General features: G+C 48.1%; 10 protein-coding genes and 1 pseudogene. 6 read left to right on the forward strand and 5 right to left on the reverse strand.

Features of this window, described 5'->3' with window-relative positions:
- Positions 1 to 12: 12 nt before the first annotated feature.
- From BLU87_RS08840 to BLU87_RS17085, 4 genes are all read right to left on the reverse strand, one after another.
- Positions 13 to 558: a 4Fe-4S dicluster domain-containing protein gene (locus BLU87_RS08840; protein ID WP_092346951.1), complete on the reverse strand. Its 546-nt coding sequence runs from the start codon at positions 556 to 558 to the stop codon at positions 13 to 15.
- A 1-nt stretch (position 559) separates the two neighbouring features.
- Positions 560 to 2,806, reverse strand: coding sequence for a molybdopterin-containing oxidoreductase family protein (locus BLU87_RS08845; protein WP_092346953.1), 2,247 nt, complete (start codon positions 2,804 to 2,806; stop codon positions 560 to 562).
- Positions 2,807 to 2,825: 19 nt separating this feature from the next.
- On the reverse strand, positions 2,826 to 3,617 hold the full coding sequence (locus tag BLU87_RS08850) for an MBL fold metallo-hydrolase (protein WP_092346956.1): 792 nt from the start codon (positions 3,615 to 3,617) through the stop codon (positions 2,826 to 2,828).
- A 112-nt stretch (positions 3,618 to 3,729) separates the two neighbouring features.
- Positions 3,730 to 3,990: a zinc ribbon domain-containing protein gene (locus tag BLU87_RS17085; RefSeq protein WP_139167505.1), complete on the reverse strand. Its 261-nt coding sequence runs from the start codon at positions 3,988 to 3,990 to the stop codon at positions 3,730 to 3,732.
- A gap of 349 nt (positions 3,991 to 4,339) precedes the next feature.
- On the opposite strand from BLU87_RS17085, the pseudogene BLU87_RS17610 reads away from it, so the two are divergent.
- Positions 4,340 to 4,987: pseudogene (locus tag BLU87_RS17610) on the forward strand (DDE-type integrase/transposase/recombinase); the annotation flags it as partial.
- A gap of 26 nt (positions 4,988 to 5,013) precedes the next feature.
- Here the strand turns inward: BLU87_RS17610 and BLU87_RS08860 are convergent.
- Positions 5,014 to 6,564 carry a sigma-54-dependent Fis family transcriptional regulator gene (locus BLU87_RS08860; RefSeq protein ID WP_092346962.1) on the reverse strand — a complete coding sequence of 517 codons (1,551 nt, stop codon included), beginning with the start codon at positions 6,562 to 6,564 and terminating at the stop codon, positions 5,014 to 5,016.
- 326 nt (positions 6,565 to 6,890) lie between these two features.
- Here BLU87_RS08860 and BLU87_RS08865 point away from each other — a divergent pair, with 326 nt between their 5' ends.
- From BLU87_RS08865 to BLU87_RS08885, 5 genes are all read left to right on the forward strand, one after another.
- Positions 6,891 to 8,210, forward strand: a complete 1,320-nt coding sequence (locus BLU87_RS08865; RefSeq protein ID WP_175498320.1) for an OprD family outer membrane porin — start codon at positions 6,891 to 6,893, stop codon at positions 8,208 to 8,210.
- Between the two features lie 124 nt (positions 8,211 to 8,334).
- On the forward strand, positions 8,335 to 11,046 hold the full coding sequence (locus BLU87_RS08870; protein WP_092346968.1) for a molybdopterin-containing oxidoreductase family protein: 2,712 nt from the start codon (positions 8,335 to 8,337) through the stop codon (positions 11,044 to 11,046).
- Between the two features lie 124 nt (positions 11,047 to 11,170).
- Positions 11,171 to 11,674 (forward strand): 4Fe-4S dicluster domain-containing protein, encoded by a 504-nt coding sequence (locus tag BLU87_RS08875; RefSeq protein WP_175498321.1) that lies wholly within the window; start codon positions 11,171 to 11,173, stop codon positions 11,672 to 11,674.
- Between the two features lie 265 nt (positions 11,675 to 11,939).
- Positions 11,940 to 13,181 (forward strand): MFS transporter, encoded by a 1,242-nt coding sequence (locus tag BLU87_RS08880; protein WP_175498322.1) that lies wholly within the window; start codon positions 11,940 to 11,942, stop codon positions 13,179 to 13,181.
- 280 nt (positions 13,182 to 13,461) lie between these two features.
- Complete coding sequence (locus BLU87_RS08885; protein WP_092346977.1) at positions 13,462 to 13,872, forward strand: pyridoxamine 5'-phosphate oxidase family protein; 411 nt, start codon at positions 13,462 to 13,464, stop codon at positions 13,870 to 13,872.
- Positions 13,873 to 14,162 lie beyond the last annotated feature (290 nt).

Here is a 14,162-nt window from a genome sequence, read left to right on the forward strand (position 1 = left end):
CTTAAGACTCCTTTAATCCATGATGTAGTAGACACAAGGTCCGGTACCCAACTCGTCCAGTAAACGGACAGTTCTCTCCCCGTTAACTAACTTGAACACTTCACTGTTGACATCATCCAGATCACCAAAAATACGCGCTCCTTGGTGACAGGTCTTAACACACCAAGGCCGTTCCCCTTCGGCGACACGATCTTTACAGAAGTCGCACTTCATGACCGTTCCCGTTACCTCGTTGGGATGACGGGCGCCATAAGGGCAGGCCATAACGCAGGCTTTACAGCCAACACATTTGCTATCATCTACCCAGACAATGCCGTCTTCGCGTTGAATTGATGCGCCGGTCGGGCAAGCGTGGACGCAAGGTGGATCTTCACAGTGCATGCACATCATTGGGATGTCGGTGCGCTGAACATGAGGGAAGCTGCCTTTGGGCCCGTCGGTAAAGACAGGGTTGTAGATAATATCGAGAGGCAGTTCGTTATTGATTTTGCAGGCCACAGTACAAGACTGGCAGCCTATACAACGTCGCGTATCCATTACCATTGCATAACGTGCCATCTTAGAGACCTCCTTTAGTATTGGCTTCCGTCACCTTATAGACCTTGCACAGCAAGCCGCGGTTGGCCCAACTACCACCATATTGATCGCAGTCCTTGTCTTCGGTACTGGTCAGCACATTACAGTTCGATTCAAGCACACCACCCAGATCGGGATCTTTCGCTCCTCGCTCTGGATACCACCAACCACGTTCAGTGAAAATAACGCGTGGATGGATCGCTGGAGAAACATCGGCTTTCTGTTTAATCCGTCCGCGCTTGGTTTCGATCCAGACCCAGTCTTCCTTCTCGATACCAAGTTCAGCAGCAGTTTCATTGTTGATTAACATGTGCGGTTCAGGCCGTAAGAAGCGCAGCTCTTTAATATTGAAGAACTCTGAATGGTGAAATGGCATGACACCACCACCGGTAGTCAACACCAGCGGAAATTCCTTGGCCAATTCAGGATCGTCATCTTCATTCTCGACCGGGGTTTGATATGTCGGCATAGCAGAAAACCCCAGATCAGCCAGAGTACTGGAAGCCAGTTCTATCTTCCCTGACGGGGTGGCGAAACCCACCGAGCCGTACTTGTAGTATTCTCGTTCGGGGAAGTGGAAGCGTTGCTTCTCGACAAACTCATCGTAACTATTCACTTCGTAACCGAGACTTTGTATGCGGTAAAAGTTAGCTTCTTCGAGATTTTTCCAAGGCCAGTTCTCTTTCCCATGCCCCATACGAAGGCTGAGTTCGCGCCAGAAAGTGAAGTCGTCGTGACGCTCATACATCGGCTGAACCGCACGTTGAGAAGCGAGCAGAAAGTCGGCACATCCATAGGTACTGGTGATGATTGGACGCTCCAGTGCACTGGCAGCAGGCAAAATATAGTCAGCCAAACCTGCGCTCGGCGTCATCCAGTATTCCACTGAGACGTGAAAATCAACTGCGCGCAGAGCTGCGAGCACCTTCTTTGAGTCTCCATATGAATTTAGCGGGTTGGTCGCCAGAGAAATCAGTCCTTTGACCGGATAAGGTTTGCCTGTGGTTATTGCTTCCCAGACAGTCGGTGGGTGAGCTTCACACATCCATTCAGCAGTTGGTGCCTTACCCCAGACTTGCTTGGTAATTGCTGCAATCTTGCCGTACCCCGGCCAGGTAAGCAAAGGAAACTTATCGGCGCCTAGCTGCTTGAGTTTCTGTTCTTCGGGAAGCAGATCATTAGCTTCCATCTCTTCGTCAGTGATAAAATCTTGTGCCGGCCCCCCCATCAAGTCGCTGCCAGGAGCATCAATGTTGCCAGTCACAGCGCGCAGCAGAGCCCGAGCATGAGTCGCAACACCTCCCGACTTTCCTGATTGGTCAAGGGCTACCCCCCAGACAATATTGCCAGGAGTATTGGTGGCATACATCCGTGCACTCTCACGAATCTGTTCTGGATCGAGCCAGGTCTTCGATGCGGCCCATTCCGGGGTGTACTCGGCTACATGCTGAGCCAACTCATCAAAACCGGTGCAGCAGTTATCAAGAAATTCCTGGTTGTACAACCCTTCCCAAATAATGACATTGAGCCAAGCCAGAGCCAGAGCAATGTCAGATCCGGGGCGCAACGGCAGCCAGATATCAGCCTTGGAAGCGGTTTCGGTGTAGCGCGGATCGACCACGATCAACTTCATTCCCTTCTTTTGGAAATCAGAGAAATGACGCATCTCAGGCATGGCCGAAGCACCAGGGTTATGACCCCACATAACAGCACAGCGACTGTTAGCCAAGTCTGGCTCAAAAGGACACCAGCCGTAAATGGCGGTTTCGATCATAAAGGTCGGAATCCAGCACAGGTGAGCATTATGGAAGCCATTCGGGCTACCATAGAGGTTCATAAAACGCCGCCGTGCCCAATCATCGGTCCGCAAGGTACCACCAGCAGTCGCAAGCGCTTCGGCACCAAATTCACTTTTTATACGAGTCAACTTACCAGCGATCTCATCGAGCGCCTGATCCCAGGTAATACGCTCGTAATTGCCATCGCCACGTTTGCCTACCCGCTTGAGCGGATAGTTGATCCGGTCCGGATGATCGTGAAACTTAAAGTTCATGTTCCCGCGACTACATAACCCACCGTTATTGATCGGATAGTTATCGTCTCCTTCAACCTTGACGACCTTTCCATTTTTAACGTAGGCATTCAAACCGCAGTTGTTATGGCAAAAATAACATGCCGATTTCTTGATTTCCGCGCCTTCCAGCAACGAAACCTTGCTTCCTTCACCCATAATTGCGTATCTCCATACTTTAGAAGTCTATTCGTAAACCGTCGTAGGCCAGGTGAATATGATCTCCATATTGTTTTAAATAATCGTTCAGCTCCCGATCTGTGACCGGTTCGTCATAGTGCATGGCAAGATGGGTCAAATAAATCTGATTGGCCTGAAGCTCAACCCCTGCCTGAATCGCACTCTCAACGCTATTGTGATCGTCGGGCATCCGGTTCTTTTTCCAGAAAGTTGCATCCAGAATCAGCGTCTCAACACCTACAAGTATTTCTTTAACGTCCTCATCCAATTCGCCAGTATCAGGCAAATAAGCCACTTTCTTATGCGATGGTGATTCGATCATGACACCAAGGGTCCCAGGAGCGTGATGCGCCTTGAGAGAGGTGTAGGTCAATCCATCGAGGGTGGTTGTCGAACCCACTGGAAATGGCACAATGGCCAGGCAGTCACTCATGAATCCGTAGTTCAAATCGATATACTTTTTGCTTTCCTTGCTCATCAGGGAACACAAGGCTTGTTTACTGTTAAGCCTGATAAAATATTCCATCTCAGCCAATCCACCGATATGATCAAAGTGCGTATGAGTCAGAATCAGGTTGTCAATATGGCTGATTCCTTCCCGGAGCAGTTGTTGACGCAGATCAGGCGAGACATCGATCAGGATATTCTGCTGGCCAGAAATCAAAATACTGCTGCGACTGCGGCTTAAAGCTGGGTTTGCCTTTGCCTCCCGGCAGGCGGCACAGTCACAGTAAAATGCCGGCACGCCGTTTGCTGCAGAAGTACCCAGGAATATCAATTTGTGACTCATCAATGTTTTCCTTACCGTTCGATCCAGGTCTAAGTCCTGCCGATCAGAGTCAGAGACTTATAAAAAATTTGAATGGATTCTCAATCCACTGACCGACAGGAATGAACCATAACTAAACCTTGGGCTTCGGCCGCGCAGGTGGTCTTGGAACTCCGGGACGTGAGCCTCCGCCTGGTGGTGGTGGCATCTTGGGAGCGGTGTAGCCGCAGCTGGCACATTTGGTATCAGTGATCTTGTTTTTTGCCTTACAACGGGGACATTCCACTTCTGGAACATAACCGCAATGCGGGCATGGTTTCATCATATCCATTTTTTTGCCGCACTCGGGACACGGCTCTTCCACTTTCGCAGCTGATGGTGGTCTAAAACACATGTTTCCTCTCCTTTAAATGAGTTCAGGTAATTGATCCATAAGCGCCAGTTGTCTTTTGTGTATACTGTCGCTATATTTCACCAATCGAGTCTGCCAAAAACATGCCAAGTTAAATTTCAGCTTTTTACGGGTAAAAAAGCCATGGAAAATTCTTCAGAATACGATATTTCACAACATGGGTTTTGTCATCTCACGTATTGTTGTATTTCACAACTTCGTGTGCTGCTTAACATCAGAACACGTAAGACTCATCTAGATTTAAAAAGAGGGGTTCCAAGGGTTCTACCTTGAATTTACGCACGCTTCAAAAAGCCTATAGTGGTTTAAGGGAGGGTCTATGCCGGAGTGAAGAAAATTCAGCCCTGAATTAAAAAAAGGGGGGTCACAAGCTTATCTTCCTGCCTGGTGCGAGTTGCTCTCAAGTGGCTAGAGAGCTTGGAGTAAATGCCGAATTGCTTTCACGCTGGAAACGCGGGCTGAGGCCGAAGGCTGTCATGCTTTCGGCGGATCAGGCACCCCCAGAGCCGAAGAAGTTGCCGCCCTTAAACGCAAGCTGATCCGGGTGAAAAAAGAGCGGGATGTTTTACGCGAAGCGGCGACGTTCTTTGCCAGAGAATCGTCCTGAAGTCCCCGGTGGTTCAACGTTGTCGCAATGAGTTTCCTGTCCGGCTGATGTGTCGTTGTCTGAAAGTCTCTTCAAGGGACTCATGGGTGGCAGCGAAAGAAGAAGCGAGGGCATCGATATTCTCCAGCTTTAATACCTGCCGATGTTCAAAATCATTTACAGCGTGATTTTATAGCGTTGAAGCCAGAAGCAAAATGGGTGACAGACATCACAGAAATGAAGACAGGTGAAGGCAAGCGGTACTTGTGTGTTGTGACCGATCCATTCAGTAAGGTCGTTGTTGGTTGATCAATGCACCACCGACATGATCGACAGATGGTGATCCGTGCGATTAAAATGGCAGCCTGGCAACGTCAAAAGAAATATCCGATTTGATCGACCGCCCGGCAATAGCTAACTCATACCTTTTTATAACGGATACCAAGTTTATGTATACGTGATCTGAGTGTACTTGGATTTATTCCAAGAATTTCAGCTGCCCCACCTTCCCCATGGACCTGCCCTTTTGTTCGTTCTAAGACTTCTTGTATGTGAGCAGAAATAATGTCATCAAGCTTGTGACTTCGTGGAGATATGGGTGTGGAAATTTCACAGGTTGCCTGACCGAGCTGCTTGTAACAATTAAGTGCATCGAATGTCATACAGCTTTCTCCCCGATTCCTGATCAGTTCACTTTCAATGACATTTTCAAGCTCGCGACAATTACCCGGCCAAGAATAGTCCTTAAGCTTTTCCAGCGCCTCTGGTTCAACCACTGGTACGGTTGTTATCCCGAGTTCTTTCTGTTTCCTAGCAACTAAATATTTAACCATCTCGGGGATATCTTCTTTGCGTTGACGCAGCGGTGGAATGAGAATAGGAAAAACATTCAAGCGGAACAAAAGATCGCTGCGAAAGAGATTTTCTTCAACCATTTTATCGAGGTCTCGATGGGTTGCAGCTATGACCCTGATATCGATTTTTATTGGTGAGCCTCCTCCCACCCGCACGACCTCATGATTTTGAAGCACCCTAAGTAATCGAGCCTGAGCATGAAGGGGAAGATCTCCAATTTCATCCAAAAAAATTGTCCCCCCTGACGCTCGTTCAAATCGCCCACGTTGAGCTTGCGTCGCACCCGTAAAGGCACCCTTTTCATGGCCGAATAATTCATTATCTATCAATTCGTCTGGAATGGCCCCACAATTCACCTTAATATATGGCCCATTTTTTCTTGGGGAACTGTAATGAATAGCATTAGCTATCACCTCCTTCCCCGTTCCTGTTTCACCTAGGATAAGAATGGTATTTGCAAATGGAGCCACTTGTTGAATTTGTTTATTTATTTCTCTTAGCCCTACGTTTTCCTTAATAAATTCAGACGTCGCTTCACGTTTTTCGTTAGTCATCTCTTGTTGCAAAAATTCTTTTTCATCTTGAATAAGATCTTTGAGCCTCAAAGCCTCCTCATGAGCTAATGCATTACCTAAGGCCAATGCAAAAGGTTGTGTAACAGACGAAAGCAGATTGAGGTGTTCCTCTGTGTAACTGTTCGGAACATAAGAACGTAAGGCCAGATGCCCCACTCTGTCTCCATCAATTCTCAACGGAATAATTAAGTCGGTCATCTTTTCAGGGTTAAGGCCAACGAGTGGCCCAAGGGTATTGACGACAGGATAACGGTCCGGATTCATAATAATTGGCTCAGAGCTACCTCTAACCCAGTTCCAGAGTTCTTCTGAAAGAAGTATAGGAGATGCATTTGGAAAAATTTCACCTTCAAGGATATGAGCAATTGTGCGAAGAGACCGAAGTTCAGGGTCAAGCATCACAAAATACATTTCATTCAACTTCATCCAATCTTGCAAAAAATTGTAGACTCTTAACAATGCGGTTTGACTTGAGAGACTGCTGCAAATCCTAAGAGTTATCTCCTTAAAAAAAACATCTTTATCGTACGATTGCTCCATCGACACACCTCTCTAAAATATTTCAACACAAGTTATTGTGAAATAACATAACACATGAAATTTCACAACATATTCTTGCTAAATATCACACTAATATAAAAATTGCCCCCATTCTCATCCGTTAAAAGGCGAAATTTAACTTGGCATGCTTATAGCAATCTCGATTGCGAAATATAACAACAGAAAAGATAAAGACAACGTCATTAGGTTTCGCTTTAACGACTAACTTAGCAACCATGTTGGGAAAAACTGCCACTGCACGTACGGACAATCATGTTTTCACCAATCTATTCGTCATTTTCTTAACCTTAAAGGAGGAAGAACCAATGAACAGGCTTATGAGAACCATAGTTACCTTATTGGCAATCGCTACAATGGCAACACCAAGCTTTGCCGAAACGCTACAAGACGCCCTTAAGGCAGGGACATTATCGGGAACCCTTTCCTTTTTCACAATCCAAGCGGAAGACGCAGACAGTGCTGCCCTTAATGGCATCCGTGGCAGAAGCACCTCGCAAGTCGCCACCCGCTTCAACTACAAATCCGGCAGTTTTTACGGTTTCACCCTAGGAACAGCCTTTCAGGCTAGTCACTCGCTGGAGGATTTTAAGGGGTTTGAGGAGTCTACTCCCGGTGAGGAGAATGATCCTCGTGCGGGCATCAGTGACGCACGACTGCTTGAACTCTACCTGGACTATGGTTTTAAAAAGTCAAATTTGAAGGTTGGTCGTCAAATCATCCACTCTCCAATGGTCAGTAATGCTGATTCATATTGTTATCCGATGTCAGACAGCTTCGATGCAGCTGTCATTACAACGACATTGATCCCGGATACCATGGTTCAAGGAATCCTTATCAAGCAATGGAACCTGCGTAATGCTGACCTGGAAACACATCTCAGCGATCCGCTTTACTCTCTTTTTGTCGTCAACAACAGTATCGAAAACCTGACCCTGCTTGGTCAGTATGCAACGACCTCGCAAGATGAATATAACAATGGAGCAGCGGGGTATTTTAATGATTTCCTTGAACCAACCCTGAACAGAGAAGGATGGGAGCAATACTTATTACAGGCTACATACAATCTGCCCATCTCACACCCGGTGACTTTAGGTGCCCAGTATGGTGCCACCAGCTTCGATGAAGCGGGTGAAGACGACACCTACTGGTACGGCGCTAAGATTTCAACCGAAATCGAAAAAATCAAACTTGCCGCCTCTTACGTAAAGATCGACGAAGACAACTCGCTTGTCAGCACCTTCGGTCATGCACCTAACGGTATTACCTACAACAATATGTGGGGTTTAGATTTGCTCTTTGCAGGACTAGAGAGTGTTGTCCTGAGCGCCAACTATGACTTCGGCAATGTCGGGGTCAAAGGACTTGACGCTACCCTGCTCTACGCCACCATCAAGCAGGACAAAGATTCAAACGTTTTTTATAACGGCTACGAAGCCTACCTTGATGGCGTCAATGAAATCGACCTACTGGTGCAATACGCTTTCCAGGGCGCTCTGGAAGGGCTGTCCGTTAACTTCTGGGGGGGACTTATTATGGATGTTCCTAACTATAGCAGCGACCTTTCCACTTTGGATGGTGAAGAGGATCATACGCACTTCAGATTCCGCGTGCAGTACGCTTTCTAAGGATTCACTCAAGGTTGATTCGGAGGCAAACAGGCTTTTTCTCCACGTTGCCGATGGATTTCAACCTTTAAACAGAAGCCGCTACCCGAGAGGGTGGTAACCCAAGAAAAGGAGAAAGAAAGATATGGCAAAGGAAACAATTTACTCCCATTGTCGAGCATGTCACTTGAATTGCCCGGCATCCTACGATGTTGAGGACGGAGAGATCAAGGACATCCACGCGATTCCTTTTGAGGAAGGTGGCACGGGCAATCTATGCCTTCGCGCCGTCGCCGGCCTACAGCTACTCAACAGCCCTACTCGTGTCAAGTACCCAATGAAACGCGTTGGTAAGCGTGGCGAGGGTAAGTGGGAGCGCGTCTCCTGGGAACAGGCGATTGATGAAATTGGACACAAAGTCGTCGAGATGTCAGAAAAGTACGGACCGGAAACTTTCGTGTTCCCCGGTCGCACCGGCCGCCAGGACATGGGCTGGATCGCCCACAAGTTGGCTCGTACCATTGGGACTCCCAACAACTACTACGGACCAATTCAGGTCTGTCTGCTGCCACAGATGCACCATGCTGTAACTTATGGCAACATGCTTAACCTGCCATACTTCTCGGGACCGGACACCAAACTCCGCGTCGCAATAAACAATGCTTCCGAGTATGCTCACCCGCTTTTCGGCGCACTTCAAAAAATGGGTGAAGACGCGTCGGACTATCCGATAATTGCACTAGACCCAGTCGGTGGAATCCTCCCTTCCCGGGCAACGGAATGGCTACCAATCCGACCGGGGACTGACTTAGCGTTCTGTATGTGCATCATCCGCCACCTCATTGAAACCAACCAGTTTGAAAGTGATTTCGTCAAACAGTGGACCAATGCTCCATTCCTCGTGCGTGAAGATACCGGTTCTCTGCTCATGGAGAGCGACGTAGTCAAAGGCGGTAGCCCACGACGGTACATGTTCTGGGATGCTAAGAGTGACAGTCTGAAATGGTGGGATGCAGAAGAGATTCAGTGGCAAGGCGGAAAAAGCGGTAAAGCTCACTATGAGCAATGTGAAGAGAACTTCCGTAACACCATCTCTTCAACCGAGCACTCACCTGCAGTTATGCCCGACAGCTTGGATCCGGCATTGCGCGGAACATACGAGGTCAAAGTCGGCAGGAACGGTTGTCAGACCGTTAAATGTTCGCCAGCACTTGAGCTATGTGCTCAAAACTGCGCCGAGTGGACCTTTGAGAAGACCTCAGAGGTGACCTGGACTCCTGTGGACCGGCTCGAGAGAGCCGCTGAGCTGATCGCCACCATCCGGCCAGTCGATTTCTTTGAAGGCGGCCAGTACATGTCCACAAATGCTTCCCAGTATTTCAATGCAGCTCAGATTATAAAAATGCTGACTGGAAGTATCGATGTCTCACAAGGCACTGGCTTCGCCCAGTTCTACCCGGTCACGGCTCAGGCCTTCCCCGGCGAGTTTGACATTAGCTACGCCAACGGCCTACCAACAGAGATGAAGCGCAAGCGTCTTGGTTATTGGGAACACCGGATTGGCTGCGGTTTTGCCTTTGAACAAATTGGAAAATGGCATCCGATGCAACCTGAGAACGCTGATGCCACTCTGAACTTCCCTGACATCGGTTGTGTTCTCGACGCCGCTGAGACCGGGCGCCCTTATCCGGTGCACGGCATGTTCTCCATCAGCTCCAACTGGTTGATGCATGATCCATCAACCGCACGCTGGTTGCGACTGCTGAAAGATGAAGAGAAAATTCAATTACACGTCGTGACCGATTTTGTCATGACTCCCACGGCCGAACTTGCTGACTATGTATTACCCGCACAGACCTGGTTTGAGCGCAATTACTTGGAGTTCAGCGTTACCGGTATGGCCCCATTCAAGAACGCCTTCAGTCGTGTCGTAGAGCCGATCGGTGAAGCCAAGCACGACTATGACATTTGCGCGATGATCGCGCACAAATTAGAAGAGATCAAACCCGGCTACAATAGCAATCAATTGCTGAACCCTGCCAATGCTGTGTTCTGGGGTGGAAAAGTCGGCAAGCTGTGGGAAAACAACACCATCGATGAAGAACGCGACCGTTGGTGCCGTGCATACACAGAAGGAAACAAGTCTTGGAAGCAGTGCCTTGAAGAGCACAAGGTTTCTCTGCCAGAATCCTCGCTTTCAAATATTTTTGAACGTTACCGTGTCTCAGGCAAGTTCCCCACCGACACTGGCAAGGCGAACTTCTTCTCGACCTTGCATGAGATGGCTGGGTACCCACCATTGCCTGTATACACAGAGCCAGCCGAGTCGCCCTTAAGCCGGCCAGATCTCGCCAAAGAATATCCGCTGGTACTCTCTACTGGAAAGCGTCAAGCTGGCTTCTTCCACTCAGAATTCCGTCAGCTGCCTTATATTCGCGAGGTCAATCCAGTGCCGGAAATATTTATCAATGCTGAAACAGCCAAGGAATATGGGGTCAAACATGGTGACTGGGTTTGGTTGGAATCCTCTCCCTGTGGTGGACGTGCACCGCATAACAAGGTCATGGGTCAAGTGAGTTTGCGCTTTATGGTCTTGCCGGGCCTTGTATCCTACTCGCAACACGGTTGGTGGAGGCCAGAAAAATCGGCCGAAGAAGAATACCATGGTGGCCTCGAATGGAACGCCGAAAACGTGTTGGAGACGGTGAACAGATCACCTGAGACCGGAACTGCAGGTCTGCGCTCTCAGCTCTGCAAGATTTACAAATGCAGCGAAGAAGACATCAAGAAATACCAACCAATGATTACGCGTGAGCAAATGGAGAACCTCATGCCTCAGACTAAGGAGGAAGTATAAAATGGCACGCTATGGTTTTGTAATTAACCTCGACTCTTGCCAGGACCACCGTAATTGCATGGTCGCTTGCAAGCACAAGACATGTTCATTCCTTGGCTCACACTACATTGAATGCATGACAAATATGACTACGGATAAATATCCCTATCCGAATTCAAACACCTACACGATTCCTGTTCTTTGCCAGCACTGCAATGAACCGGAATGTGTTCCTGCTTGTCCACACGGAGTTTTCACTAAACGCGAAGACGGTATTGTCACTGTCGGTGATACGACTGTCTGCATGAGCTGTGACGACAAACCTTGTCTCAAGGCATGTCCTTTTGGGGTCATTGATTTGGATCCAACTGATGGCAGGATTGGTAAGTGCGATATGTGCGTCGACTTAGTCGACAAAGGCGAAACACCTGCATGTGCTTTTGGTTGCTGGACAGGTTCAATTCTGTTTGGCGATTTTGATGATCCAGACAGCGTTGTTTCACAGACGGTGGCAGCTTGGGAAGAGACTGGTTATGTGCACCAATTAAAGGCTGGCAATGGCAAGGGAGGTTCAGTCTATTATCTGCTCTCACGCAAACAGTGGGAAAATATGGATAATCTCTACAGTCCAGCTTGGCACAACGCATAACATCACGCTTTGGAGAGCGACGAGAGTTGCTCTCCAAAGCAAAACCAAATTTTAATACTACCGAGAGGATCTAAACACGTCAGGGATGTAATTTTCACTTGTGTGCCATCGTAAGGGTGGCAATTGAACTCGTTTCCAAGCTTCTATCGGAATTTGATTGTTTCAAGGGTGCCATGCATGCACAAAAAGCAAACAAACTTAGTTTCGACTAGAGATTAGGATGTATGCAGGCACAGTTTCTCTACACTGTCGCGAGATTTCAAGCTTGAAACAAGAATCGCTACCTAAAAAGGTGGCAACTCAAAATAAGGAGAAAGAAATGGCAAAAAAAAGAGGATTTCTTGCTGCCGTTGCGGCATTGGGAGTCTATCTATTAGCGGTTATGACAGGCATCATCAGTCCTGGTTTGGCTGCACTGGCACAAGCTTATCCTGAACTTGAATTCACCACGATCGTGCTCGCAGCAACGCTTCCGAACCTTATTGCAATTCCGGTCGCTCTTATTGCTGGGGCAGTTGCAGGAAAGGCGATATCATTTCGCGCGTTGTCACTGATAGGGAGTGGCCTGATAGCTCTTGGAGGAACAGCCCCATATTTTTTCCATAGTAGTTTTAACATGATTCTTGTCAGTCGGGCAATATTCGGCATCGGCTTCGGTATCTGTTTTACACTAATGGGAACATTGATAGTCAGACTGTATGACGGACAAACACGTGATTCGATGCTGGGTTATGGCGCCGCAACAATGGCCGTAGGTGGTGTTGTTTTGCCAATGCTCGTCGGCTATTTCGTGACAATCGACACACACGCGATGTGGCTGCCTCACCTTGTTGCAGCTTTGTCATTCCTGGCGGTTCTTTTTTGGCTTCCAGAACCAGATAAAATTGAGGAGATGACCGGAGCAGATCACAAGACACGTTTTCCTTTCGCAGCATGGGCACTGATCATCGCCTTCACTCTGACCACGATGGCAGTATGGCCGATGATGCTTGGCATTGCGACCGTCATCGTAGGAGAAGGGTTGGGTACGGCAGTAACGGCAGGAATGGCAATATCCATGTTTGCCGCTGGGAACTTCATCGGAGGGCTTGTATTCGGACAGTATGCAAAAATCACAGGCAGACATGCACTGCCCGTGGCCCTGCTCATCTGTGCTGGTGGAATGAGCTGTCTCGCTTTCGGAGGGTTGCTGATGATAATGGTTGGCACGACTTTAATTGGGTTTGGCTTTATCGGCGTGGGCATGCCAGCAATCTTTGGAGGGCTTGGGCAGATGCTGTCACCCTCAGCGATGGCTATGGCCGGCGGGCTTGTTGCTGTAGCGAATAACTTAGGTGCTTTCGTAGCGGGTTACTGGATGCCTATCGCGATGAATGTTACTGGAAGCACATCTCCACGCGGAGCGTATACGGCTGGAATCGTCGTTCTGCTGGCTGTTGCGGTGTTTGTCTGGTTCACACAATTGAGTCAGAAGCAGCAATCTGATGCTGCCGTTGCCTCCGCGTAACAACAAGTGGTGAGCCTCGGTGACTGACCGCGCTTAATCGGTCTGAATTGCCCCGGGAATCTCGGGGCAATTCATCTGGGCATAGATGTGAGCCTCTATCCCTCACTCCCACAGCCATTGCGATGATAGGCCCGGCTCACACGCTTGGACGTGTGCTCGGTAAGGAGATCGGGTGCGATCCAATAGATCACGTCAAGCTGTAGCTGCTAGACCATTGACCATCATACGGTCTTCAGTCTTTGACGGAGTAAATATCAACTCATTAAATAAAGGAAAAATCATGGCTGAGATGTCTGAACATATTCAAGAATTGTTCCTCAAAGTGCCCACCGCTGTATTATCTACCGCCAGCTTAGATGGGAAACCCAACTGCGTTCCTATCAGCCCTAAAAAAATCATTGATAGTCAGACGGTTCTTTTGTCCGATCAGTTTTTTAATAAGACTTTGGCTAACATAAAAGCTAATCCTCAAGTAGGTGTGACTTTTTGGGAAGGTGAAGAAGGCTATCAATTGAAAGGAACAGTTACGGTCGAAACAAGCGGTCATCGATATGAAGAAACTGCTGCGTGGATCGAGGATCTGGGTAACAAAATAGGCTTCCCTTTGCAATCAAAAGGTGCCGTTATTATGAATATCGAAGAAATATACTCGGTTTCCCCCGGACCTGACGCTGGTAAAAAACTAGCTTAATAGTCAGTGAAAGCGCGTTTTCTTTGCGACACCGCCCGAGGTATGCATCCGCAACCACGACAAGATGACCTCCTTGACTCTCAAGGTGGAAAGTCTTTCTTTGGGCTATTGCATTAAAAAACAAGTTCTGTCGTCGGTTAAAAAGGTCAATATACCATGTGTTGGGTCTGTCAACATTACTGCAACAAATGTGGTCGCAAGAGCACTGATATCCAATTACTAAGGGTCAAGAAATGTAATAAATGCGGCCACTACAATTTATGCAATCTCAGTAAGTGTTCTAAGTGCGG

Origin of the sequence: Desulfuromusa kysingii (assembly GCF_900107645.1) — a bacterium.
Classification (GTDB): Bacteria; Desulfobacterota; Desulfuromonadia; order Desulfuromonadales; family Geopsychrobacteraceae; genus Desulfuromusa; species Desulfuromusa kysingii.